General features: G+C 39.3%; 17 protein-coding genes. 13 read left to right on the top strand and 4 right to left on the bottom strand.

Annotated elements, in window-relative coordinates; genetic code table 11:
* Nucleotides 1-101: 101 nt before the first annotated feature.
* Entirely contained in the window at nt 102-1568 is a 1467-nt protein-coding gene (locus tag B7E07_RS24910) for a TerD family protein (RefSeq protein ID WP_080848570.1), read from the bottom strand.
* Between the two features lie 327 nt (nt 1569-1895).
* Between B7E07_RS24910 and B7E07_RS19990 the strand changes: the two genes are divergently transcribed.
* From B7E07_RS19990 to B7E07_RS19960, 7 genes are all read left to right on the top strand, one after another.
* Nucleotides 1896-2501 (top strand): glycerol-3-phosphate responsive antiterminator, encoded by a 606-nt coding sequence (locus B7E07_RS19990; RefSeq protein ID WP_373886061.1) that lies wholly within the window; start codon nt 1896-1898, stop codon nt 2499-2501.
* Nucleotides 2498-3592 (top strand): ABC transporter ATP-binding protein, encoded by a 1095-nt coding sequence (locus B7E07_RS19985; RefSeq protein WP_080848569.1) that lies wholly within the window; start codon nt 2498-2500, stop codon nt 3590-3592. The genes B7E07_RS19990 and B7E07_RS19985 overlap by 4 nt, the downstream gene beginning before the upstream one ends.
* Nucleotides 3589-4530: a carbohydrate ABC transporter permease gene (locus B7E07_RS19980; protein WP_080848568.1), complete on the top strand. Its 942-nt coding sequence runs from the start codon at nt 3589-3591 to the stop codon at nt 4528-4530. The genes B7E07_RS19985 and B7E07_RS19980 overlap by 4 nt, the downstream gene beginning before the upstream one ends.
* A complete protein-coding gene (locus B7E07_RS19975; protein WP_080848567.1) occupies nt 4527-5339 on the top strand; it encodes a carbohydrate ABC transporter permease in 813 nt (270 codons plus the stop codon). Before B7E07_RS19980 ends, B7E07_RS19975 begins: the two co-directional genes overlap by 4 nt.
* A 41-nt stretch (nt 5340-5380) precedes the next feature.
* On the top strand, nt 5381-6733 hold the full coding sequence (locus B7E07_RS19970; RefSeq protein WP_080848566.1) for an ABC transporter substrate-binding protein: 1353 nt from the start codon (nt 5381-5383) through the stop codon (nt 6731-6733).
* 76 nt (nt 6734-6809) lie between these two features.
* Entirely contained in the window at nt 6810-7538 is a 729-nt protein-coding gene (locus B7E07_RS19965; protein ID WP_080848565.1) for a glycerophosphodiester phosphodiesterase, read from the top strand.
* Nucleotides 7539-7899: 361 nt separating this feature from the next.
* Nucleotides 7900-8508, top strand: a complete 609-nt coding sequence (locus tag B7E07_RS19960) for a DNA-3-methyladenine glycosylase (protein ID WP_080849300.1) — start codon at nt 7900-7902, stop codon at nt 8506-8508.
* Nucleotides 8509-8624: 116 nt separating this feature from the next.
* Here the strand turns inward: B7E07_RS19960 and B7E07_RS19955 are convergent, their stop codons facing one another.
* Entirely contained in the window at nt 8625-10289 is a 1665-nt protein-coding gene (locus B7E07_RS19955; RefSeq protein ID WP_080848564.1) for a glutamine--tRNA ligase/YqeY domain fusion protein, read from the bottom strand.
* 238 nt (nt 10290-10527) lie between these two features.
* The gene (locus tag B7E07_RS19950) at nt 10528-11439 is read right to left on the bottom strand and encodes a DUF1002 domain-containing protein (protein ID WP_139785672.1); all 912 of its coding nucleotides are present in this window, start codon (nt 11437-11439) and stop codon (nt 10528-10530) included.
* 772 nt (nt 11440-12211) lie between these two features.
* Here B7E07_RS19950 and B7E07_RS19945 point away from each other — a divergent pair.
* The 3 genes from B7E07_RS19945 (at nt 12212) to B7E07_RS19935 (ending at nt 19305) form a co-directional block, all read left to right on the top strand.
* Nucleotides 12212-14932: a tetratricopeptide repeat protein gene (locus B7E07_RS19945; protein ID WP_257391508.1), complete on the top strand. Its 2721-nt coding sequence runs from the start codon at nt 12212-12214 to the stop codon at nt 14930-14932.
* A gap of 526 nt (nt 14933-15458) precedes the next feature.
* Nucleotides 15459-18272 (top strand): response regulator, encoded by a 2814-nt coding sequence (locus B7E07_RS19940; RefSeq protein WP_080848561.1) that lies wholly within the window; start codon nt 15459-15461, stop codon nt 18270-18272.
* Nucleotides 18273-18483: 211 nt separating this feature from the next.
* Complete coding sequence (locus tag B7E07_RS19935) at nt 18484-19305, top strand: CheR family methyltransferase (protein WP_373886060.1); 822 nt, start codon at nt 18484-18486, stop codon at nt 19303-19305.
* Nucleotides 19306-19603: 298 nt separating this feature from the next.
* On the opposite strand, the gene B7E07_RS19930 is transcribed toward B7E07_RS19935, so the two are convergent.
* Nucleotides 19604-20746, bottom strand: coding sequence for a SpoIIE family protein phosphatase (locus B7E07_RS19930; RefSeq protein ID WP_080848560.1), 1143 nt, complete (start codon nt 20744-20746; stop codon nt 19604-19606).
* Nucleotides 20747-21010: 264 nt separating this feature from the next.
* Between B7E07_RS19930 and B7E07_RS19925 the strand changes: the two genes are divergently transcribed.
* The 3 genes from B7E07_RS19925 to B7E07_RS19915 all read left to right on the top strand — a co-directional run bounded on the left by B7E07_RS19925 (nt 21011) and on the right by B7E07_RS19915 (nt 24791).
* Nucleotides 21011-22372: an aspartate kinase gene (locus tag B7E07_RS19925; protein WP_080848559.1), complete on the top strand. Its 1362-nt coding sequence runs from the start codon at nt 21011-21013 to the stop codon at nt 22370-22372.
* Between the two features lie 149 nt (nt 22373-22521).
* A complete protein-coding gene (locus B7E07_RS19920; protein ID WP_080848558.1) occupies nt 22522-24123 on the top strand; it encodes an ATP-binding protein in 1602 nt (533 codons plus the stop codon).
* Entirely contained in the window at nt 24120-24791 is a 672-nt protein-coding gene (locus tag B7E07_RS19915) for a response regulator (protein WP_080848557.1), read from the top strand. The genes B7E07_RS19920 and B7E07_RS19915 overlap by 4 nt, the downstream gene beginning before the upstream one ends.
* Nucleotides 24792-25155: the final 364 nt, after the last annotated feature.

Here is a 25155-nt window from a genome sequence, read left to right as displayed (position 1 = left end):
GCGGGTTCACAGAGCCTTAAATCGGATAAGTTATGTTCTTTTTTAGTACAGCTGCTTGATAATATGAGCTGAATTTGCTGCAGCCGCAGAAGATCTATTTTTTATGATAGAAATTCATGTGGATTTAAGCCAAGTTCCATGCAAATTTCAGTGACAGCCTGCTTTTCATTTGGATCGAAGTGACCGTCTGCATAGCCGATCGCAATGCAGTAGCGGGCTACCAAGCGGGCAATTTCAGGTTTCGACCGTACACGCCCAACAGCCTTAAATGCCTCTGCGCGGCCGATAATCGGATCCATTTCAATTTTTTGCACGAACATGTTAAATTGCTGAACAACCTTATTGGTTTCAAAAACCTTTAACTCTTGGCTTTGATGAATAAATTCCATCATTTTTTGACGTTCACTTGGATCTAAGCGACCATCTGCCATGCCAACAAGGGCACAAGAGGCAACAACTGCATCTAGAACATCCTGACTTTTATAACGGGCAAATAAAGCCTGAGCTTTGTTCTTTTGATCATTCGCCCACTGCGCATAATCGGTTTGATTTGGAGACCAATTATTGCCGCACTGGTTACAGGAGAACTTTAGCTGATTTTTTCCGATAAAACCTCCAAGTAAACCAATCGGTCCCAAGATTAGTCCGCCAATGGCTGCTTTTCCAAGACCGAACCCTTTTTCACCAGTTCTTACATTTGTTGAGCCGCAGCGGGTACAGCTGACATTATCACCATAATTAGATGAAGGCTGAAGATGTTGTGTCGGCTGTGTTGCAGATCCGTAACCCTGCTGTGAGTGGGACGGCTGCTGATTGTACGGATTGCTGTTATAGTTTGCCTGTCCGAAAGATGGCTGACTTTGACTCTGGTAGGATGGCTGTTGGTTATATGTGTTCTGCTGATAGGACGGCTGCTGATAAGATGGCTGTGCTGGCGGAGCCTGGAAGGACGGCTGAAAATTACCTACCTGTGGCTGTGCAGGTGCCGGCTCATCGTCCACATCTATACCAAAATTGCGGCACAAAGCAGCAAGTCCACCTTGGAAGCCTGCTCCAGTTGCATTAAACTTCCATTCTCCATTATGTCGGTATAACTCAGCAGCTACGATTGCCGTTTCTACAGTGAATTCTCGGCCAAGATCAAAACGCAGTAATTCTTCATTTGTAAAAGCATTAAAAATCCTTACATATGCGTTTTGAATTTGTCCAAAATTTTGCCCCTTCATTTGGGCGTCATGAATCGTAATAGCAAAAGAAATTTTTTCAATCGATGCCGGAACTTGATTCAGGTCAATTTTAATTTGCTCATCATCCTGATGACCCGCACCAGTCCGGTTATCACCAGTGTATATTACAGATCCATTGCCGCCAGTCGGATTATTATAAAATACAAAATCGAGATCACTCTGGACCTTGCCTGCAGCATTTGTTAGAAAAGCAGAAGCATCAAGATCATAGTTTGCCGAACCGCCGCTTACATCCCAGCCTAAACCTGCGACAACCACTTGTAAGCCTGGATTTGATTTCGTAAGATCTACTTTTTGTCCTTTTCTGAGACGTACACCCATTCATTGTTCTCCCCTTTGTCTTCATATGTAAGATTTGTACCTTTTTAGATTCATATATTCTTATCATCATTATAAGGTAATTTTATAATGGATGGAAATCACAAGGGGTAATGATTTTGAATTTACAAAAATATACTGAATTTTTAACATGCTCTTCACATTCACAGTTTAGAATGAGCCTTGTGAATGACAAGTGAATAGACCGGTTATGAATATGAGAAGCCATAAAAACATGGAGGATGATACCCATTACTCCATATGTTTTTATGGCTTTTTTCAAAGTGTTAGGTCTATCCTGCCGAAACTAAATTGCCGCGGGGGATGAATATGATGGAACAAAAACAGCAATTTCTAAGGAACATGAAAGAAGAGAGGGTAATTGCGGCTATTAAGGATCCAAAATCATTGGATTACTTTTTAACTACTGATATTCATACAGCATTTTTGTTAATGGGAAACATCAGTGTCATTAAGAGATATGTTGACTTGCTTAAAAAGCATAACAGACTCGTTTTTCTCCATTTAGAAAAAATCCCTGGCATTAGTCAGGATAAGGAAGGCCTGCGTTTTATTTCAAAATTCATTAAACCGACAGGGATTGTAGCAACAAAACCATCTTTGATTAAAATCGCCAAGCAAGAAGGATTGATTGCTATTCAAAGGTTGTTTCTTATTGATTCGGAGGCAGTCGAAAACGGTTTAAAAGTAAGCCGGGAGATCCAGCCAGATGCATTGGAAATTATGCCGGGACTCCTCCCTGGAATCGTGAAAAATATAAAGAAGGAAACAGATATTCCGATTATTACAGGCGGGCTTATCCATTATAAAAGTCAAATCCAAGATGCAATTGAAAGCGGAGCAATGGCAGCCTCTACAGGTAAACAGCAGTTATGGAGGGTTTATAAATCAGAAGAAAAGGTGGTGCTTTCATGAAAGCAGTACAGCTAAAGGATATTCGAAAGTCCTATGGTCAAAATCCTGAAGTGCTAAAAGGGATTAATGCAGCAATCGAACCTGGAGAATTTTTTGTTTTAGTTGGACCTTCCGGGTGTGGGAAAAGTACAATGCTGCGTATAATTGCCGGTCTTGAAGAGGTATCAGGAGGAGAGCTGCTCATTGGCACAGAAACAGCAAATAGACTGCGGCCGAGTGAAAGAGATTTATCAATGGTCTTTCAAAACTATGCTCTATTTCCACATTTAACAGTAGAGCAGAATATTATGTTCGGCTTGCATGTGAAAAAAATAGCCAAATCAGAACAAAGCAAACGCTGTAAGGAAGCAGCAGAAATGCTGGGTTTATCAGAGTATTTGAAGCGTAAACCGAAGGAGCTATCAGGTGGACAAAGGCAGCGCGTTGCCTTAGCAAGAGCCATTGTGACACATTCTCCTATTTGTCTGATGGACGAGCCGCTTTCCAATTTAGATGCAAAGCTACGTGCGAAAATGCGGTCAGAAATTCGGCAAATTCAGCGGAAGCTCGGCATTACTATGATCTATGTTACTCATGATCAGACAGAAGCTATGACAATGGCTGATCGGATGATGATCTTAAATCACGGCGAGGTACAGCAAGTTGGGAAGCCGCTCGAAATTTATAATAAACCGCAAAATACATTTGTTGCGTCTTTTATTGGAGCACCGCCAATGAACTTAACCGCTGCAAAATTAAATGAAGGTAAGCTGCAGATCGCAAAAAAATGGGACGTACTGGTCAATGGTTATCAGGATGGAGAAGTGATTATAGGTATAAGACCAGAAGCCATATTGCCTGCTAATGAGTTGCTTCCTACTGCAGAAGTTAAAGTGGCCAATGTTGAAGTGCTTGGAACGGAGACTCTAATTTCTTTTGAAATAGAAGGCACTAAGCAATGGATTGCTAAGTGGCCCGGTCAATGGAGCGCTGAAATAGGTGAAACCCTCCAGGTTTCTGTTGATACAGGCAAACTTGAATTATTTGATGCTGTTACAGGAGAACGATTGGAGGAAACACACTCCAAAAAAGTGCTGGAGGTTGTATTATGAGTCTTCCCCAGGCGCAGCCGGAAACACAATCATTAGTGAAGAAAAGGAAAAGACTAGAAAATTCATGGAGATTTGCTTCGCTTTTTGAAGGGCTTCTCTATTTATTGCCTTCCATTTTGTTATTTACGGTGTTTTTATTTTATCCATTAATGAAGACTTTGTACTTAAGCTTTTTTTACTCTGATGCTCAAGGTGTGCCACTTTCATTTGCTGGTTTCGATCATTTTGTGCAATTGTTTACCTCAACCAGCTTTATGACGAGTATGAAAGCTACCTTATTGTTTGTGCTCTACACCGTGCCGCCAGGAATTATTTTAGCATTAGCTTTGGCTTTGTTAGCCAATGAAAAGCTTCGCGGCATTGGATTTTTCAGGACTATCTTTTCATCGACAATGGGGATGAGTGTAGCGGCATCTTCTGTCATTTGGATGTTTATGTATAATCCAGCAATTGGGATCGCAAACCGCTTTCTTAACTGGCTGGGATTGTCGGAAATTCAATGGCTGCTTGATCCAAGTTGGGCGTTAATTTCCGTTTCCATTGCGACCATCTGGATGAATACGGGCTTCACCTTTATGATTCTGCTGGGCGGTTTGCAGAATATTGATAGCCAGCTTTATGAAAGTGCGAAAATTGCAGGTGTCAGCCGGTTTTATTCATTGAGAACAATAACTTTGCCAATGCTTTCACCTACACTGTTTTTTGTTATTACGGTATCAATGATTAATGCATTTCAAACGTTTGGACAGATTGATATTTTAACAAAGGGCGGACCGATGGAAACGACTAATGTAATTGTGTACGCGATTTATAAGGATGCGTTTATCAATTACAATGTGGGCTCTGCAAGCGCCCAGGCAGTTTTGCTCTTTTTCGGTATTCTGATTGTCACTTTAATCCAATTTAAGCTAGGTGAGAGGAAGGTGCATTACCAATGAGATGGGGCCAAAAGCTTTTCACCTATGTTTTGCTTCTGATTGCTGCTGCCATTATGTTCTTCCCAATTGTCTATGCCTTTCTAATTAGCTTTATGCAAGGCGGAGAAGTGCTGCAAGGGAAATTGTGGCCAGAAGAATTTACATTTGCTAATTATATTAACGCATTTGAGAAAGTGCCGCTGTTAACTTACTTGTTTAATAGCTTGATTGTTTCATTTCTTATTATGCTGGGTCAGGTCATTATTTCCAGTTTAGCAGCGTTTGCCTTTGTATTTATCCCTTTTAAAGGGCGTAATCTTTTGTTTTTTATCTTTATTTCAACCATGATGATTCCTTGGGAAGCAACGATGGTGCCTAACTTCCAGACAGTTCAAATGCTCGGCTGGCTCAATAGCTACACGGGTCTGACGGTTCCATTCTTTGCAATGGCATTTGGAACATTTCTGCTGAGACAGCAGTTTAAAACGATTCCAAAAGAGCTTTATGAAGCCTCCCAGGTGGCGGGGATCAGCAATTTCCGCTTTTTTCGTTCAGTTGTAATGCCTGTTTCAAAGACGAGCCTGGTGACACTTGGGATGTATTGCTTCCTAACGGCATGGAATATGTATTTGTGGCCATTGCTCGTTACAAACGATGAGCAAGTGCGCACCGTGCAAATTGGCTTGAAGCAAATGCAATCTCAAGAAATTTCAACTGAATGGGGGGTGGTGATGGCTGGAGTAGTAATGGTAATTTTACCGACATTATTGCTTTTATTCCTTGGACAAAAAAGATTGCAGGAAGGGTTAACAAAGGGAGCTTTAAAGTAATCAGATTTTAATATAAAACTATTAAGATAGGAGTTTTTAAAATGAAAAAAAGATGGTTATTTATGCTTTTACTGGCAATTACAATGGTGATTTCTGCATGCTCTGGCGAATCTGCAGGCAATGAAGCAGAAGCTGAGGGTGAGACAGAAGCGGAAACAGGAACTGAAGAGAAAACAGAGGTTGTTTTCTGGCATGCTATGAGTGGTGAACTTGAAGGCGCTGTTCAGAAAATAGCAGATGATTTTAATGCTTCTCAAGAAGAAATTGAAGTAAAACCTGTTTTCCAAGGCACATACGAAGAGGCAATCACAAAGTTTAATACTGTTGCGGGTACAGAAGATGCGCCAACCATTATGCAGACTTTTGAAGTAGGAACAAAATATATGATAGACTCTGGTAAAATACAGCCTGTACAAAAATTTATTGATGAAGAAGGCTATGATACTTCTCAATGGGAAGAAAATATTACAAACTACTATGCAGTAGATGGCGTACAATATTCAATGCCGTTTAACTCATCAACACCTGTGTTAGTCTACAACAAAGATGCTTTTAAGGAAGCTGGACTTGATCCAGAAAAGGCTCCTGCTACATACGATGAGTTAAAGGATGCAGCAAAGAAATTAACGAATGGCGACCAGGTCGGTTTCTCTATCTTGAATTATGGCTGGTTTTTTGAAGAACTTCTGGCTGCACAAGGCGGTTTGTTTGTAAACGAAGATAACGGACGTGCTGGGAATGCAACAGAAGCGGTGTTTAACAGTGAAGAAGGCTTAAAGGTTTTTGAATTAATCAGTGACATGTATAATGAGGGTACTTTCTACAATACAGGACAGGTTTGGGACGATATGCGTGCTGCTTTCCAATCTGGAAAAATTGCGATGTACATTGATTCATCAGCGGGTATTAGAGCAATGGTCGATAACTCTCCATTTGAAGTTGGTGCTTCTTACTTGCCTGTGCCGGATGAAGCTGATCGTCAAGGGGTTATTATTGGCGGCGCATCGCTTTGGATGACAAGCGATATTGAAGAAGAAAAGCAGAAGGCTGCATGGGAGTTTATGAAGTATGTAACAACTCCAGAAGTACAGGCTGAGTGGCATTTGCAGTCTGGTTATTTTGCCATTAACCCAGCGGCATATGAAGAGGCTATCGTTCAGGAAGAGTGGGAAAAGTATCCTCAATTAAAAGTAACTGTTGATCAGCTGAAAGATACGAAACCATCTACTGCTACACAAGGTGCCTTGATCTCAGTATTCCCAGAAGCACGTCAAAAGGTCGTAAGTGCGATGGAGAGTTTATATCAAGGTGTGGATCCAAAAGAAGCTCTTGACCGTGCTGTAGAGGAAACAAACCAGGCTTTGGAGGCTGCTGCCAAAAAAAGCGGGAATTAATAAAAATAAATCTAATAACATAAATACAGATGCATTAAATAAAAGCAGTCATGCCGATGACAGGGAGGAAATTCATGTGACTAAGCAAGCTTCTATTTTTGCCCATCGTGGTGTAAGTGGTGATTATCCTGAAAATACAATGGAGGCTTTTGAAGCTGCATTGCAATCAGGGGCTGCAGGGATAGAATTGGATGTCCAGCTCACAAAGGATGGCGAGCTTGCAGTTATACATGATGAGCAGATTGATCGAACAACTGACGGAATCGGCTATATTCAAGACTTTTCATACGATCAGTTAAAAAGATTTGATGCAGGAAGCTGGTTTTCATCAAAGTTTAAGGGCTCATCCATTCCAACATTAAAAAACGTGTTTGACTGGGCTAGTATGCCCGGCAATGAATTGGTTATTAATATTGAGCTAAAAAATGATCAGCTGCGCTATGAAGGAATGGAAGAAAAGGTTCTCAAGTTAATAGAGCAGTATAAATTGGAAGAGCGGATCATCATTTCATCTTTTAATCCTGAAAGTTTAAAAAAAGTTCGCTCACTTCATAAAACAATCGATATCGGCTATTTAATTATAGGGATTCCAGAAAATGCGGTTGAAATGGCCAAAAAAATCGGTGCTAACGCAATCCATTGCCAGCCGGAGTTTGCTCTGTCTCCGTTTGGCCAGCAGGCTCTAGACAGGGGCTTTCCATTGCGGGTATATACGGTAAATGATCCGCACGAGCAAAATCCGCTTCTTGAAGCTGGCGTTGAAGTTATTATGAGTGATTTTCCAGAGCGTTTTATGAATAACTAATGTAGACGGGTGCGAATTAATCGCATCCGTTTTTTTCATTTGCTTATTAAAGGAGAAGTGACCTTAAGAATGGTTAAAAGAAGGCATTTGATAGGTAAAGGAAGAAGTTTGATAGGAAAATCGGAAAATTTGATAGGAAATCGAGGGAGTTTGATAGGAAACAGAAATAGTTTGATAGGAAATCGAGGGAGTTTGATAGGAAACAGAAATAGTTTGATAGGATGATCATAAATTTTGATAGGAAACCGAATATAAAAGAGGATACTCCACGTATTTAAACAAATAAACGAACCAAAATAGCTTAATTGAAGACCAAAAAAGGAATACTAAGTCTAAAAGGATGCGAAAGGTGGATTCTATGATTGATTTTGTAAATAGTTCCACAGAAGAAGTGGCAAAAAAGCTGCTCGGCAAAAAACTTATTCATAGAATTGGAACAAAGGTCTACAGCGGTTATATTACAGAAACGGAAGCGTATATAGGTGTTAGTGATGAGGCATGCCACACCTTTAACGGAAGGCGTACGCCGAAAGTAAACTCTATGTACCAAATAGGCGGTACGATCTACATATACACCATGCATACTCACCATATGTTAAACATTGTGACAAAAGAAGAAGATGATCCCCAGGCTGTTTTAATAAGAGCGATTGAACCGGCAGAGGGAATAGAACTAATGGAGCGAAATAGAAATCATACCGGTGTACAAGTCAGTAATGGTCCGGGGAAACTAACAAAAGCTATAGAGATTACAAAAGCATTAGACGGTCAGAATATCGGGTCTTGCGAATTATTAATTCATGAGGCAGATAGTAAAACACCATTGGAAATCGTTGAGACCGCTCGTATTGGTATTCCAAATAAAGGAATATGGACATCGGCACTGCTTCGATATTATGTAAAAGGCAACCCTTTTGTCTCAGGGCTGCCGAAAAAAGACTGGGATAATAGGAATTATGGCTGGTCATAAGAGAACTTCATCCATTCAGCGGCTGCATTGAATTATCACCACACTGCTTTTGAACGTATAAAAAAAGAAGGTAACCCCTCGGCAGTATCAGGGGATTACCTTCTTTTTAATTGCAGTTATTTTAACTTAAATGAACTCTTCAGTGAAACAATTCTGTTAAACACAATGTTTCCTGGCTCCGAATGTTTTGGATCAACATTGAAGTAGCCGTGGCGGAAGAATTGGAATTTGTCCTGGTGCTGAACATTTTCCATATTTGGTTCAATATATCCTTTAATAATCTCAATTGAATTTGGATTAATATAATCAAGGAACGTTTTATCTTCGCCTTCTTCTTCAGCTGCTTTCATCACTTCGTCGAGAACAAGCGGCTCGTACAAACGAAATTCTGCAGGGATCGCACTGTTTGCATCGACCCAATGTATTGTGCCTTTTACTTTACGGCCTGTAAAGCCAGTTCCGCTTTTCGTTTCAGGATCATATGTGCAATGGATCTCAACGACATTCCCCTCGTCATCCTTAATGACGTCATGGCATTTAATAAAATACGCATGCTTTAAGCGCACTTCATTGCCAGGGAAGAGACGGAAGTACTTTTTCGGAGGATCCTCCATAAAGTCATCCTGTTCAATGTATATTTCTCGTGAAAATGGAACTTGGCGCATGCCCATTTCAGGATTTTCAGGATTGATTTCCGCTTCAAGCATTTCACTTTCGCCTTCAGGGTAGTTTGTAATAACAACCTTCAATGGACGAAGCACACCCATCGTACGAGGAGACTTTAATTTCAAATCCTCACGCACATAATGCTCCAGCATTGCCTCATCTACCGCACCGCTGCCTTTGGACACGCCGGTTTCTTTGACAAACTCTCTGATAGCTTCAGGTGTAAAGCCTTTTCTTCTTAAACCGGAGATCGTCGGCATACGGGGATCATCCCAGCCATCGGTAATTCCTTCGTCAACAAGAAGCTTTAGCTTCCGTTTACTCATAACCGTGTTGGTTAAGTTCAAACGGCCAAATTCAATTTGCTGAGGCTGGCTTTCCATTTCGCATTCTTGTACCACCCAATTATATAATGGACGCTGATCCTCAAATTCTGTTGTACAAAGTGAGTGCGTGACATCTTCGATTGCATCCTCCAAGGGATGTGCAAAAGCATACATCGGATAGATGCACCATTGATCGCCTGTGTTATGATGGGTAGCATGTGAAATCCGATAAATGACAGGATCTCGCATGTTTAAGTTAGGTGAAGTCATATCAATTTTCGCGCGAAGCACTTTTTCACCGTTTTGGAACTCTCCGTTTTTCATCTGCTCAAATAATGATAAGTTTTCTTCAACCGAACGATTTCGATAAGGGCTTTCTTTTCCAGGCTCTGTCAAAGTTCCGCGGTACTCACGAATTTGTTCTTGGTTCAAGTCATCTACGTACGCTTTGCCTTTATTAATCAATAGAACGGCGCGCTGATACATTTCATCAAAGTAATCAGATGCATATCGGAGGTCGTCCCACTCATAGCCAAGCCATTTGACATCTTCTTGAATAGCATCGACATATTCCTGATCTTCTTTCAGCGGATTGGTATCATCAAAGCGTAAATTGGTCTTTCCGTTAAAGTCATCTGCCAATCCAAAATTAATAATAATTGATTTTGCATGACCGATATGTAAGTAGCCATTAGGCTCAGGAGGGAAACGAGTAATCACTTTATTGTGTTTCCCGGATTCAAGGTCTCCTTTTATAATGGTTCGAATAAAATTTGAATTATGTTCCAAACTCGGATCAGCCTCTCTATTTAAGTAGTTATCCATATTTTAATGATTATATCGCAAGAAATAAAGCATTCAGCCATTTTTATTTTTGGCTTTCTATTTCAATGTGGCTTTCTCACTGTACAATATTATAACGAATCAGGGGTTCGCCGTCCTCCGAATCACATAGGACCTTTTCCTTTCCTTATTATAGACAAAGAAGCCTGGAGAAAAAAGTCCCCAGGCAATGTTTGTCCGTGCTTTATGAAAAAATGCTTTTTATTGAATCAATAAGGTTCTTAAAGAAGTCAGACACCGCTTGAAGGAATCCTTTGTCTCCAACTGCTTCTTCAATTTTCGTTTTTACATCATTGGCTAAGTCCTCGAGCTGGCTTTTAACATTATCAAAATTGATGTTCAGTTCACGCATTCTTTCAAACAAGTCGACCAGAAGCTGTCGATCTTCTTCGCTTAATGATACTTCAAGTGTCTTTAGCTGTTCGTCGATGATTTGCTGAATATCTTCTTTTGTCGCCGGGTTTTGTTCAGCGATAGCGGTCTTTATTTCTGTCAGAAGCTCAGATACTTTATCCTGATCCATTCCTTCTTGACCAGCTAGCTTTGTGGCAATACTGAGTTCTTCGTTAGCAACTTCGGTACGATCCTGATTAAGAGCAGTGCCCTCACCTTGATCATATGCTTTGTAAATTCCAACTAATGCAGAATGTCCGCTTACTTTAACTGGGGAGGCAATATCTACAACTGCATCTTCAATGCCAGCTGTTAAAAGAGCATTTGCATACATTTCATCGGAAACTTCAGTAATATTCTCTGGTGTCACTTGATTAATGACGACACCTTCGCCCGTTTCCTTGCGTGTAATTTTAGCCGAAGAATACATATTAGAGTGAGGATCTCCTTTAATATAATAAACGATGTCCTCAGCTGTTACCGTAATTTCTTCCACCATTTCAGGGTCATTAATGTTTAGCAGGCTGCGTGTTTCTTCTTTTTGAGCAGCAGTTAAGGCTTCACCATAAACGGCGATAGGCAGGCCAAACTTTTCATTAATGCTCTCTTTTTCATTTCCGTTTGCCGCAAAAGCTGTTCCATTTATGCTAAAAGCAAGAGATAGGGCTGCAAATGCAGACAGCCATTTTTTTGAATTCTTCATGTTAGTTAACTCCTTATTCATAATTTTGAGCTATATGATATAGACGTCTTTGTATGATAAAAGTTTCATTTATCATATTTTCTGTTGGGAAAAAGGTACGTAAAATCATCCGAACTGTCGTAATTCAGGAACAAAGTGAGTATGATATATATGATTTATACCGCTTCTTCGATCCTCTCAAACGTTTTAATGAGTAAAGACAGTGGTAAAAGAAAATACTATGCGTTCTTTTATAATAAGGCATTTTTTACATAACTTGCAGGGCAATACTTGGGTATTTTAAATTAATAGAATACTTTTTCTTACTTTTAATCATATGATAATGATATATTCCTAGAACCTGTCTTACAAAAGAATCTTCCATTTTAAAGTATAGGTTTATGGTTAGGGAAGTGTCTAGCTGCAGGCGCTAGGGGCTCGAGGTGTCGCCCCTGAGCAAGCGCCTTCCGCTTTTCTTCATGTCTAGCTGCAGCGCCTAGCCCCTCGAGGTCTTAAGCCAATCTGTCCAGAAGGTAAAGAACAACCTTCTTGCCATCTTGTCTTTAAGCTTGGGGCCCACAGGATGTGGGTTGTGCAGACGTTGCCACAGGACGTGGCGATTTTAGTCAGCGTTCTTTAATCTGAGCAAGGCGCTTCAGCTTTTCTTAATAAGATTGTCTTTGAATTGATAGGGAAATGACATTTATCTTTGTCATTTCTTTGATAGAATACAAGATATATATGATACATGAGTCCGTGCGTAAAAAGATGTATAGCGGAGGTTGATGAACACTTGGAAAAGCAATTAATGAAAAAAGTATATTATGAGATATTTATGGATGGTCATGACGGAGTACACCCGCTGAAGGTTCTTGGTGAAGTGTATATGGAAGAGCAAAGCAGTGAGGTTCCCGATTTAGCGCAAATTCGGTTTGCACAAGGTGAACTCTACTTTCTTCATAAAGATTATGAGGCAGCCATTTTTAAATGGGAAAATATCAATAATGAGCTAGAGCCTTGGGCGAAAAAAAACATGGCGGATGCCTATTTTGAGCTTGATTTACTGTCAATGGCCGAAGATATATACAAAACGATTGAAACAGATTCCACTATTTTAAAAATGGAAGTGCTGCTGCAATTATTTTCCTTATACATACAGTGTGGAAAACTTGAATTAGCAGTTGAAACCATTAAGGAAGCAGTTGCCTTGGATCCAGATTATCCAGATGTCACGGAGATTGCCCGAATGTTTTTTGAAAAACATCAGGATTGGCGCAATGCATTACAGCTAGCTGCAGATGAATCAATTCGTACCAGGTCTGTCAGCTGGTTTGATGTGCTGCAGAGGTATATTGCAGATGGAAAAGCCAAGCAAACTGAACCTAGTTATTATAACGAAGCAATGATGGCACTATATGAAGTTGATCAAAATAGGTTTGAACAGCTGGCATCTGCTCTATTTCTTCATTATCAGCAAAAAGAAGACCTGCGTTTTGCATTTTTAAAAGAAATAAATTACATGATGCTCCATGTAAACACTACTGATAACTATACATGGAATAGACTCTCGGAACATTATTATGATGCATATAAAGAGCTGATCTCTGGTAAATATTTAGTGCGTGAAATAGCTCATCTTATGCCGAATACGTTAAAAGTCTGGTTAAGCATGGCATCCTCAGCGCACGCTTTATTGGCAGCTTCAGCTGTGCTGGCATGGCAAGAATTATTTCCATCAGATGTAGACGAAGAAACAATCTATCAAGCTGAAAAAACATTAAGTTACACCTTACGTACGCAAGACGGACTCCAATCAGCATTTGCCTTGTTTGAAAGCCTTATGTCCTGGGCATCTGAAAATGGTGTCTTTATGGGGGAACGCTTTAAATGGATGGTACGGGAGCTGCTCAATGTGGATGAACAGCATTTGCTTGTTTCCGGGGCAGGAAAAAGCTCAGCAGCTGAATTTCTGGAAGCCATCACATCCTTTCCCTTTGCTGGTGAACTTGAAAGCAGTGCCGTGATGATTAAGTACTCAGAAGAAAATAAACTTACAGCTATAATGGATGACAAAATGATCCCGTTAAATTCAATTGAAGAAATGCGAGAATATAGAGGCGGCCTGCAACAGATGATGATTGATGTAGAAATGCCAGTTCCGTTTCTTCAGCAGCAGCAGACGGCTATTATTCATGCAAAAGATCAGCAGCATATAATGACTAAAAATTTGCAGCAATACTTGCATTTTGCGGATCAAATACTGCTAGTAATCGATGTCAGTCATTCAATTTCTAAGGATGAGGTTGAGGCTGTGGAAATAATACAAAATAAGGCTCCCAATTTGCCAGTACATTTTCTTTTGCTGCAGGATGAGCTTGGGACCCGAAATTCTGCAGAGGAAGCGGCTCAAAGAATATACACTAGTTTTCCTAGTGCATCTATCTTTTCATTTTCATTGCATTATCAGGGACAGGATCAAATGGAAGAGCTAGGAGCATTTATTCGACAAATAGTTAGCGGAAGAAGCCTTGAAGAAGAACGCACCAAAAAAGTGCTCTACTATATAAGGAAATCAATCAATTACCTGCTTGAGAAAAGAAGTGAGAAGGAAAACACATTGGTCGAACAGATCAGTTGGAATGAAGAAATGCAGGCAAAATTAAAAGGCGCTATTCATCAGCTTGAGGACACTGAAGAGGGAAAAGTGCAATCTATTACAGCTGCATTTAGCCAGCTGAAAAATGAAATGAAGGATAAAATAACGTCTAAGCTCCCTGATATATTTAAACAATGTTCAGAGCTGATTACAGAGAGCAGTAATTTTGGCAGCATACATGTGGAATTGAATGAAGAGATGAACCGAAAAGCCCAGCAGTTTATCGAACTGGAAGTTATGCCGGAGTTTCATAATCGTTTTAAAGATTGGATGGTCAGCAGTGAAGCTGAACTAGCTGAAAGCCAGCGCTTTCTTGATGATATAGGGGAAGGCTTTAATGATATGTATAATGAAGAAAAGCTGCAGCTGCTATGTGACTTTAAAGTGCTTGAAGACTGGGCGAGAGATGCAGACAGAATGACAAGAGGAACTGTGCGTTTTGACCAGGTGAATATTCTCTTAAAGTTTTCACCATCACAATTTATATTGAAAAGTGCAGGAAAACTCTTTGGCGGAATGCAAAATAAAACGATGCTTCATAACAGATATAAACAGTTTATAGAACATGAAGATTATTATGAAGTTACAAATCAAATTTCAGAGCGGTTTATTCAGCCGTTTGATCTTTTTGAAAAAGGATTAGAAAGAGATATAAATATATTTTTTAGGCAGCCATTTGATATTTTAGGGGAAGCAGTAACCGAAACAAAGGACGCAATAGAAGGTGCTGCTCATGGTTTAGAACAAATGAGAAAGCATCCAGAGCGCTATCGTGATCCATTGACTCTTTTTGACTTGAGATTAAGACAATATGAATGGATGATTTCTTCCAACCAAGAAAAAATCCCATATCAGTAAAAAGGGATCTTGAATGGAGGCTGGGACATAAGTATTTACCACGGCCATTGAACCGATTGGTTAGGAGGTGAATTTCTCTAATCATTCGGTTTTTTCTTTGTTATTCTAATATATACCCTGATTAAACACGAGTGAAATGTAGTGGAGGCAACTCGACTCCTGCGGGCTGTAGTGGAAGGGATGAACCCCCGTAGGAGCGGCAGTGACGAGTAGGCTCATCTTCCTCTCAGCGGAAAGCGAGGGTCCGCAGCGCCATGGAACGGTCTTAATAAGCAAACCATGACATTTAATATTCGTGTTCTAAAATGTAATATTAGATTTGTCCCAGCCGCTTTTTTAGATTGAAATGTAAAAATCTCCTCCGGATGACGAAATATTATGACTAATAAACTTGGGTTCAATCAATTTAACAATGAAAAAATTGGCATTTATATATTTTATAAGTTTTTAACTTAAAAACTCGTAACAAACCGTTTTTATTGCTATATTTGTATTAGGAATAAAGTTAGAGATAGGAGGGGCATTTTTGAGCTTTAAGAGAAAGCAGTTTATCGGTTTAGGTTTGACCACGCTTTTTTTGTTTTTGCTCATGTTTGTCATTTTAATGATGGTAAATGTCATGAGAGAAAATATGCTGGAAATCGTTCAAGACCGATATAGCAAAGTCAATGAAGCGACAGAAATTAGACAAGAATTTTATGAAGCCGACAGAATGCTTCTTAATATTATCTCATATGGTGAAGAATTGGATGCTCAGGTGCTGGCAAGCTCCATGGAGGAAAGTCACCATACAATTGAAAGCAACTTGATTAATCTTGAACGCAGCATTAATACAGAAAACGGGATGGACATCTTTAATCAATTGCAGTCCAGCTATAACTCCTACTTAGAGATGGAGCAGGAAATCATTCAGTTAATAAATGATGGGAATGAAGCTGGGGTATCGGCAATCTATACAGCAGAACTTGAAAACCGGGATAGGCTTTTACAACTATTGGTCGATTTCAAAGATCACCAAGAAGGACTTATGAATGAGTCTCTAGAAAGCGCCACAAATACATATAATCAGTTGCTAATTTTTATTATTTCGGCTGTTTCAGTTGTGATTATTCTGATTGTAGGTGTGACATTATGGGTGATCCGCAGTACAAGCAGTAGCATCAATAGCATTACAAAAGGAATTAATGATATTGATTATAACGAATTGTCTAAGATTCCCCGCTTAGAAGTAGAAACGCAGGATGAAATCGGTGAGATTGCGAAGGCGTTTAACTATATGGCCACTTCTTTAGAGGATTACAATAAAAAAGAGAAAAAGTATACGGCGGAAATTACGGAACAAAATTGGATTCAAACAACCTCTGCGGATATTATCGGAGCTTATAGCAGATTTGTAACAGTAGATGAGCTTGCGTCTTACTTTATAAAGAAACTGACGCCTATTGCTGGAGCAGATCTTGGTATTTTCTATATCAAAAAAGAAAGTGGCGATGAAGTTCTCTTTACGCGTGCTGCGGCTGTTGCTGGGGATAAAGATAGTGCCGGAAGAGATGCTTTCGCACCTGGCGAAGGGCTGATTGGCCAAACGGTTATTGAAAAGAAAATAACCCAAATTCGCGATATACCAGACAATTATAGAATGATTTCAACAGGTTTTGGTGAATTCCAGCCAAGAAGCATTGTAATGGCACCGATTCTTATGAATGATGAAGTTGTTGCGGTAATCGAGCTTGCTGGGTTACAGCATTTTACAGCAGCTCAAATTAAAATGATACAGGAAGTCACTGAAACACTTGGAATAGCTATTACAAATATTGCAGGCAGAATGGAAATTGTTCGCTTGCTACAAGAATCACAGGCTCAAACTGAAGAGCTGCAAACACAATCTGAAGAATTGCAGACGCAATCTGAAGAGCTTCAGGCCCAATCTGAAGAAATGCAAACACAGGCAGAAGAACTGCGCATTATTAATGAACAGCTTGAGGAGCGCACAAAGGATGCAGAGCTGAAGTCAGAAGAACTTCTTGCTGCAAAGGAAGAGCTCGAAGAAAAAGCGAAGGAATTAACTTTAAGTTCTAAATATAAATCGGAGTTCCTTGCGAATATGTCACATGAGTTAAGAACACCATTAAATAGTATTCTATTATTATCTGAAATGCTTGAAGAAGATCCCGATCAAGTGCTGACAGATGAGCAGAAGGAATTTTCACGTGTGATTCATTCTTCTGGTCAAGATCTTCTAAACTTGATAAATGATATTCTCGATCTATCAAAGGTTGAAGTTGGAAAGCTGGAAATTAAGTTTGAAGAAGTAAATATTGTAGACTTTGCCGATCGTATTAAGCTTCATTTTGCGCAAATGGCGAAGCACAAAGGTCTGGATTTTTCTGTGATTGCTAATGATGATATTCCGATGCTGATGCATACCGATGAGATGCGTCTGCAGCAGGTTGTCAAAAACCTGCTATCAAATGCATTTAAGTTTACAGAAGAAGGCTCGGTAACTGTATTGCTAGAAAAAGCGAAACAGGAGGAATATGCTTTATTGCCTATGTCAGAGCATTCCTCGAATTGGCTCAAAATTATCGTTTCCGATACGGGAATTGGAATTGCACCTGATAAGCAGAAAATGATCTTTGAAGCTTTCCAGCAAGCTGACGGAGCCACCATGCGCAAATTTGGCGGTACGGGTCTCGGTTTATCCATTACTAAGGAGTTTGCGAACCTGCTTGGCGGTACCTGCAAGGTAGAACACAGCGTTGAAGGAGAAGGCAGCAGCTTTGCTTTACTGATTCCAAGCCTGCCAGGCGGAATGCCTTCTACAATAGAGGAATTAAAAGCTGAAGAGGAAGCTGCATCAGCGTTAGAATTAGAAAATAGTCTATCAAATGATCCTGTTCATGAAGTAGTCGAGAAGACAATTGACCATGTAGAACATGTTGAAAAAGCAGAGATGGCGAAGGACTTAAAAGACAAAACAGTAATCGTTGTAGATGACGATAATCGAAATATCTACGCACTGAAAAATGCGTTAGAAAAAGAAGGAATGAATGTTATTACAGCAGCAAATGGCCTCCAATGCCTTGACACTTTAATGGCCAGAGACCAAGTAGATATTGTCCTAATGGATATTATGATGCCGGTAATGGATGGCTATGAAACAATGAAAAGAATTCGCAGCCTTGAACAGCATCATGACGTTCCAATCATTGCTCTTACAGCAAAAGCAATGAAAGGTGACCGAGAAAAATGCATTGAAGCAGGAGCATCAGACTATATAAGCAAACCACTCAAACTAGACCAGCTCCTATCTGTCATGCGCGTGTGGATTGCAAAGTAAAGTACCAGGAGACTTAATGAATCCTAAACAGTTAAAGAAACACTGAAGGGTTTCAATAGGAAAGATGGCGGCTATAACCAGGCCGCCATCTTTTTTAAAACACATGATAAAAAGGTTTACTCATCTTAGAATTTGGGTATTAAAGAATTGCCTTCTTTCCTTTTACACTTGGAAGGCGGATATTAGAAGAATTGATTGAGAAAGATGAGGAATGAAAAAATTCATGAACAAAGAAGAATTAGAATTGGACTTGCTGCTTCATGCAGTATATAAACTATCAGGCTATGATTTTAGAAAATATATGCGCGCTTCTATCAAACGCAGAGTTGATAATAGACTTCGGATTGAGCGACTTGCCAATATGACCCTTTTAACAGAAAGAATTATTCATGATGAACATATGCTTCGCAAAATATTAAGTGATTTCTCGATCAATGTAACAGAAATGTTCAGAGACCCGGGCTTTTTTCAAACCTTTCGCAAAGAAGTCGTTCCGCTTCTTGCTGGGCTTCCGGAAATAAGAATATGGCATGCAGGCTGTTCAACAGGAGAAGAAGCCTACTCAATGGCTATTCTAATGGAAGAGGAGGGTCTTGGTGCTATTACTAACATTTATGCGACCGACATGAATGAAACAGTATTAAAGAAAGCGGAGAGCGGTATTATTCCTCTTCATAAAATGCAAGCGTACACAAAAAACTATATGCTTGCAGGCGGAAAGAAGTCCTTTTCAGAGTATTACACGGCGGATAGCGAAGCCGCTTATTTGAACCAGCATTTACTCGATCGGATTATATTTGCTCAGCACAACCTGGTCACAGACCGGTCGTTTAATGAATTTCATGTCATTATCTGCCGCAATGTCCTGATATATTTTAACTTGGAATTACAAGGCCATGTTCTAAACTTATTTAATGAAAGCCTAACAAAAAATGGATTTTTAGGACTGGGCAGCAAGGAATCCATCCGTACTGAAACACAAATATTTGAACCTTTTAATATGAAGGAAAAGTTTTATATGAAAAAAAGATAACATTCTTTTTAAGCGATGCAAAAGGAAGAAAAAGATGAGAAAAATTTGACAGGTGGGGAACGCGGGCTGCTGGAATACAATATAACAGCTCAGACTCCTTCCCATAGTCGATGTAACAGAAGCTGGAATAGAAAAACCCGAACGATGCATCAAATTCATTTATTTAAAAGAATTTGAATTCGTTCGGGTTTTATTTTATAGATGAAGTTTAAAAATATTTATTGTTCTTACCACTGAGCTTGTATGGAAAGACAGATGGAAGCAGCAAACCGGTAGTTTGCCAATCGGTATGTAATGTTTATTTTGATTGAATAAGAACGGCGCACATATCATCATCTGCTAATAATTGCTGTTCTTTTGAAAGGATCATGTTGATGGGTTCAATTTTGGCTGCCGAGTTCCAAAGGAATGATGTTGTCTCTTTTAAGTAATCACAAGGAGTAATTCCAGAATCTTCTAATGTCTCTACAATTCCATCTGTTACAAGTAGTAATTGCAATGAATCTGTATAAGTAAAGGTAGTTTTTTTGATTTCAATGTCATCAAAAAAACCGATTGCATATGTATTGTTTGAAAGCTCTATTACTTCTTTTTCGTCCAAAAGAGCAATGCCTGATGGATGACCAGCATTTACATATTGAACCGTTTTTTCTTCTGTATCAAGGACAAGATAAATAGCTGTGAAATAATAGGGAATTTGTCCGTTATGCTTGTTTAGCCCATTCATCCATTTGTTTAGCTCCTGCATAACGTACTCAGGATCAGGATCTGTTCTCATCAAATCACGAAGCACGGAAGAAATGAACATGCAAACAAGTGAAGCAGAGATCCCATGCCCCATCATATCAAGCTGAATAATAGCATATCGATTTTCTTCGATTTTTCTCCAGTAATAAAGATCGCCAGCTAACTTGTTTGCCGGTAAATATGAAGCTTTGATAAGCAGGTTATCGAAATTTAATGGCTCACTTAAGACACTCATTTGTACTTGTGTGGCCAAATCTAATTCAGTTTTAATTTTTTCTTCCTGCTCCATATGCCAATCCTTTTCTTCTTTTAATCGAATGGCAACGCGTATTCTGGCAAGAAGTTCAACTTTATTTATAGGTTTCATCACATAGTCCATACCGCCAGCATCCAGTGCTTCAGCGACTTTATTGGAATCTTCGAGAGCGGTTACAAATATTACAGGAATGTCCTTTAGCCGTTGTGATTCCTGCAGCAGTCTGCAAGCTTCAATCCCATCCATTTCAGGCATCATAATATCCATTAAGATGACATCAGCTAAACTTTCTCCAATAATATGAGAGCTTTCTTGAAAGTAGTTAAACATTGCGTCTGCTGATGTAAATGTTAAGAGATCAAGATACCCCGCACGTTTTAAAATATTTTGGATGACATATAAATTTGCTTCGTTGTCATCAACCACTAGTATTCTCATCGTTAACTTCCCTTCGAGTGTATAAACATATTAAATACCCTTCTCTATACCCATTTTAATTTATTTTAAACATCATTATCTAATTTTTATTAATAAAACATTCGAGAATAATAGCCTGTATTCCTTCATCAAATATTATTGAAGAGAAACATGATGTTTACCAAAGAAGAACAAATGTATTTTTAGGGTGGAAAAACTCTTGATTATTTTGAATGGTGCTGTAAAATTAAGATTAAATTTTTAATGGATAGGGAGAGGTGTTTAATGAAGGTGGTCAAATTCGGAGGATCCTCTTTAGCCACAGGAGATCAGATTAAAAAAGTTTATCAGATTGTCTGCGAAGATCCTTCTCGGAAAATCGTTGTCGTCTCAGCCCCTGGGAAAAGGAACAGAGAGGACCGAAAAGTAACTGATCTTTTAATAGATTGTGCAGAAGAACATTTAAGCGGCGAGGGCAGTCCTGAGGTGATAGCGGCAATCTTTAATCGTTATGAAAATATTTGCAACGAGCTTGCACTGCCCCTAAGACTCCTTGACGAAATAAAAGCTGATTTCAGTGAACGTTTAATGAGCACCGTCAAAGATTCATTTCAATTTTATGAAAGCATAAAAGCTTGTGGTGAAAACTATATGGCATGGCTTGTTGCTTGTTACTTTCAAAAACAAGGGCTGGAGGCAGAATATATAAATCCGGAATCAGCTGGTTTAATTGTATCAAGTGAACCAGGAAATGCACAGGTTTTGCCATCATCTTATGAGGTATTAGCACGGTTAAAAACAAAAAGAGGTATTATCGTATTTCCGGGCTTCTTTGGCTACAGTGAAGATGGAGAAATCATGACTTTCTCTCGGAGTGGTTCAGATGTTACAGGTGCTGTTCTTGCAAAAGCAGTAAAGGCAGATGTTTATGAAAACTTTACAGACGTAGATGCAGTTTATTCTGTGAATCCAGCAATTGTTTTGAATCCTAAAGAGATTCGTGAGCTTACCTATCGAGAGATGAGGGAGCTTTCTTATGGAGGCTTTACTGTCTTGCATGATGAAGCGTTAATTCCGGCTTTCTCAGAACAGATTCCTGTTCATATTCGCAATACCAACAATCCTTCAGCAGCCGGTACAAGGATCGTCAGCAGTCGGGATCAAGTAAATGGTCCAGTTGTAGGGATTGCGAGTGACCATGGGTTTTGCAGTATATATGTAAGTAAATATTTAATGAATCGTGAAATTGGATTTGGACGCAGGCTCCTTACAATATTGGAAGAGTTTGGGTTAAGCTATGAACATTCTCCTTCAGGAATTGATGATATTTCAATTATATTGCGTGAGGCACAATTAACAGCTGCAGCAGAATTGGATATTATTGAGCGCATCAAGCTTGATCTGCAGGCAGATGAAGTAGTTATACAGCATCACTTGTCCTTAATTATGGTGGTTGGTGAAGGGATGAGGCATAATGTCGGGACTATGTCGCGAGCTTCCAAAGCTCTTGCTGAAGCTGGGGTAAATATTGAGATGATTAATCAGGGATCTTCTGAAGTAAGCATGATGTTTGGCGTTAAAGTGATCGATGAAAAAAGAGCAGTTACAGCTTTATATGAAGAATTTTTCGCAGCTGTTCCAGTTTAAAGATAACAAGCTATAAAGGCGCCTTCCGCTATTAGGAAGGCTTTTATCAGTGGTTCGGGTAAAGCGTTCCAGCAAATTAGAAACAAGGAAATGACAGAGTCACAAAAATTGATTATAGTTATAGAAAAGGAATAAACAGGGAGCTCTAGATGAATAAAGGAAAAGCGATATCATTGCAAACGAAGATTATCGTTCTCATTTTAGCGATTATCATAACGATTATTATGCTGCTGACAGGATTATTCGCAAAGATGGAATATGAACAGACTGCGAATAATATGGGGATGCTTGCACTGCAGGTTGCCAATACAGTTTCTTTAATGCCGTCATTACGCGAGGCATTTAAAGAGGATCATCCTTCGGAAACAATACAGCCATTAATTGAAGAAATTAGGGAGGATGTTGGAGCTGAGTTCATTGTAATTGGAAATACTGACAGCATTAGGTACGCACACCCGGACGAAAATAAAATTGGAAGAAGAATGATGGGTGAAGATAATGACCGCGCCCTGCTGCAAGGAGAGTCCTATATATCTGAAGCAACTGGCTCTTTAGGTCCGTCTTTGCGCGGGAAATCGCCTATTTTTAATTCAAGTGGCGAGATTATTGGAGTGGTCTCTGTCGGTTTCTTAGTTGACGATTTGAAAGAAGCCGCTTTCAATAATATGAAGCGGGTCTTATTTGTCAGTACTGGTGCTATTTTATTTGGAGTCATCAGCGGAATTTTCTTGGCAAGAAATATTCGCAAAGATATTCTGGGATTAGAGCCGTATGAAATTGCCTCTTTATATCATGAAAGAAGCGCGATTTTATACTCTGTTAAAGAAGGCATTATAGCAATTGACGGGAAGGGAATCATCACCATGCTGAATCCCGCGGCCAAAAGTATTCTCAACATTAAAGAAGAAGTTATTAATACGAAAATCGAGAAAATAGTCCCAGGTACAACTATTTATAGAGTACTAGAAACCGGTCAGGCAGAAAAAAATATTGATATGATGCTTGGCGATCGAAGAGTCATCGTTAACCGCACTCCCATTATGGAAAACGATCAAGTGACAGGTGTCGTTTCAAGCTTTAGAGATAAAACGGAAATAGACGAAATGGTCAATACTTTATCAGAAGTAAAACAATACTCGGAAGAACTAAGAGCACAAACACATGAATTTACAAATAAGCTTTATGTGTTATCAGGTCTTATGCAGCTTGGTAAGTATGATGAAGCGGTAAAACTCATTCAGAAGGAATCAGGCAGCCATGAGCATATGCAAAAAATTGTTTTCGAACAAATTGCAGACAGCAATCTGCAGGCAATTCTGCTTGGAAAAATGGCTAAAGCGTCTGAGAGAAAGATCCATTTTAAAATAAATGCTGATTCAAGCACAGAACAGTTACCTTCTCATATTACGATCTCATTTCTAATTACCATTATCGGCAATATCATTGACAATGCATTTGAAGCGACAGAAGGGAAGACAGAAAGAATAGTAAGCTTTTTTACAACTGATATTGGTAGAGATATCGTGTTTGAGGTAAGTGACAATGGCTATGGCATTGAAGAAAGCGACATGGAGAGAATCTTTGAGAAAGGCTTCTCAACAAAAGCGGAGCAAGGCAGAGGGTATGGCCTTAGCCTAGTTGCCCAAACGATACGACAATTATCGGGTCACCTCGAAATAGATCAAAAAGCTAATGGTGGCTCTGTCTTTACAGTATTTCTTCCAAAGGAGATCAAGGAGGACGAAACATGATCAAAGTCATTATTGCCGAAGATGATTATCGGGTTGCTCGGATACATGAAGAATTTATTGAAAAAATTGATGGAGTAGAAGTGACCGGAAAAGCCTTAAATGCACAAGCGACGTTAAACCTGCTTGAAGAAAAAAGCGCAGACCTTCTGATAATGGACATTTATATGCCAGACCGTCTTGGCAGCAGTCTTCTTCCTGAAATTCGTGAAAAGTATCCAAACGTGGATGTTATCATGATTTCTGCTTCTAATGAGAAAGATCAGGTTGAACAGTCCTTGCGAAATGGTGTAATTGACTACATTATAAAGCCGGTAAGCTTTGAGCGCTTTGTTATGGCGATACAGGAATATAAGAAAAAAAAGAGTTTACTAAATCAAAAGAATGAACTGGATCAAGAGATGATTGATCATTTCTTTAGAAGAACTATACAAACGGCCATTGAAGAAAAGCTTCCTAAAGGAATCGATCCTTTAACATTGTCAAAAGTAAAAGGTATTCTGCAAGAAAAAATGGAAGGGATGAATGCAGTTGAAATCGGCAGCCAGATGGGAGCATCAAGAACAACGGCCAGACGGTATCTTGAATATTTGGTCTCAACTGGAGAAGCAAGTGCAGAGCTAGAATATGGAATTGTTGGAAGACCTGAAAGGAAATATTATATGGAATAGCAAAAGAGGCTTGGACCGTCAGTATTCAGCCTAGTAGCCTAGTAATACATCCGAATGATTAGGAGATGAATTCTAATCATTCGGTTTTTTTATTATTAACAATAAGTGAAAGGAGCTGAGAACACTCGACTCCTGCAGGCAATAAAGGAAAGGGGCTGTTTGATAGGAACTCGGCTGAATTTGATAGGAAGGATACCGAATAAATTCAATAGAAAGCACGATCAAAAAAACCAATAGAATTGAATTATTACTCCAATCAAGAACTTCTAAATAGTATAAAAGTTCTCTCGATCCCCAATAAACCTTCCTAAACAGGCTTTTTAGCAGCTAATCCTCCTATATCCTATACCGTAAACAAAATGAA

This window comes from Cytobacillus gottheilii, assembly GCF_900166665.1.
Classification (GTDB): Bacteria; Bacillota; Bacilli; order Bacillales; family Cytobacillaceae; genus Cytobacillus; species Cytobacillus gottheilii_A.
This window is presented reverse-complemented; position numbering and strand designations above follow the sequence as displayed.